1 protein-coding gene is annotated in these 1,082 nt (G+C 45.5%); it reads right to left on the bottom strand.

The features are described 5' to 3' along the window. A partial coding sequence (locus tag VZT47_RS10775) for a sensor histidine kinase (RefSeq protein WP_330224924.1) occupies nucleotides 1-1,082 on the bottom strand: 1,082 nt, incomplete at both ends.

The raw sequence follows: 1,082 nt of genomic DNA, 5'->3' as shown, positions 1-1,082 counted from the left end.
TGCATTCATTTCCTTCTGGTACAGCCGTAATCGTAATCTTTTTTTCCTGCTCTACGGATGACGCTTCATCTTCATCCTCAGGAAAGGCATAATGAATTGCATTTTCAACAATCGGCTGCAGGATCATACCGGGGAAGCGGATCGAAAGCATCTTATCCTGGATCCTTTTCACAAGGTGATATTCTCCGCTGAAACGGACATTCATGATATACATATAATGATCGATCAGCTCGATTTCCTGGCCGATGGTCGAATCCTGTCCGGCCCCATGCAGCTGACCGCGGAAAAATTCAGCGGTGTTGTTGATAAAAATATAAGTTCTTTCCGCCCCTTCCATCATGGCAAGCTGCTGACCGGCATTTAATGTGTTAAAAAGAAAATGCGGACTGATTTGTGCTTGATAATACCGTAACTTTGCATCCTTAAGAAGATTTTCTGTCATAAGCTCTTTCTCTTTCAAGGCAAGCTCTCTTTTTGCACTGCTACGTATTTCTTCTATTCCGGCGCGGACACTCTTCATCATGCTTGCAAACGCACGGGTAAGGACACCGACTTCATCTCCGGCTGTCGTTTCCGGGATGTCGACATCCATGTTTCCGCTTTCGATTTCCTTTGCCTTCATGGATAGAACCTGTAGCGGTTTAACCACCGCATTAAGGAAATCATAGAGAAGAAGAAACTCCATGCCGGCCGTCAAAATCAGGACCACCAGGATATATGCCTCCAGCTTCTGCAGGGAATCCAGTGCAGATTCATATCGGACGGAATTCTTCTGAAAACGCAGGGTATTCAATCTTCGCAGCGCCTTTAGTATATAGGTATGGATATTCGTCGCTTCCCGGTAGTACTGACGATAGCCCCCGTCATACTGCTGTTTCATCTTGATGCTTCGTTCAGCCATCGCATAATACGAGGCGGACAGGTAATAGATCTCCCGGTCCAAAAGACTTGCCGGATTTCCGGTAACCTCCGCTTGAATCTGATCTGTCATTTCCTTCATGTTGGCCATGGAAATCCGAAAATGCTGAAAGGCATCATCACTCCGGGTATTCATATAATCCGTAAAATACTTTTCAGTTTCT

The sequence above is a fragment of the Dialister sp. genome (assembly GCF_036343215.1).
In the GTDB taxonomy this organism is placed as follows: Bacteria; Bacillota; Negativicutes; order Veillonellales; family Dialisteraceae; genus Dialister.
Note: the sequence above shows the minus strand (reverse complement) of the source record. Positions and strands in the feature narration are given on the sequence as shown.